Source organism: Pseudoalteromonas sp. S3260 (assembly GCF_005886925.1).
GTDB classification, from domain to species: Bacteria; Pseudomonadota; Gammaproteobacteria; order Enterobacterales; family Alteromonadaceae; genus Pseudoalteromonas; species Pseudoalteromonas tetraodonis.
Map to the genome: position 1 here is coordinate 1 of NZ_PNCV01000304.1, position 436 is coordinate 436.

A 436-nucleotide genomic window follows, 5' to 3' on the forward strand; every position below is an offset into this window, starting at 1 on the left:
GAGATAGTCGGGGCAGTGGTAAGATAGCGCCATTAATATAACGATAGGATCATATTGCAATGTTGCAGATATACAACACACTTTCACGTCAAAAAGAACGCTTTACTCCACTGAACGAGAATAAAGTAGACATGTATGTGTGTGGCATCACTATCTATGACTATTGCCATGTTGGTCATGCGCGCACCTATGTTTCCTTCGATGTGATGAATCGTTACCTACGCTATCTCGGTTACGATGTCACTTATGTGCGTAATATCACCGATGTTGATGATAAAATCATTACCCGTGCTAATGACAACAATGAGCCTATTAACGCCTTAACAGAGCGGATGACCGCCGCGATGCACGAAGACTTTCGTGCCTTAAATATTCTTGATGCCGACATAGAGCCTACCGTTACCGGGCACATGGATGACATCATTGCGATGATCGA

General features: G+C 43.6%; 1 protein-coding gene. It reads left to right on the forward strand.

From position 1 onward, the window contains the following. Positions 1 to 59: 59 nt before the first annotated feature. Positions 60 to 436, forward strand: a 377-nt coding sequence (locus CWC14_RS18575) for a class I tRNA ligase family protein (RefSeq protein WP_138564359.1), incomplete at its 3' end; no start/stop codon positions are given.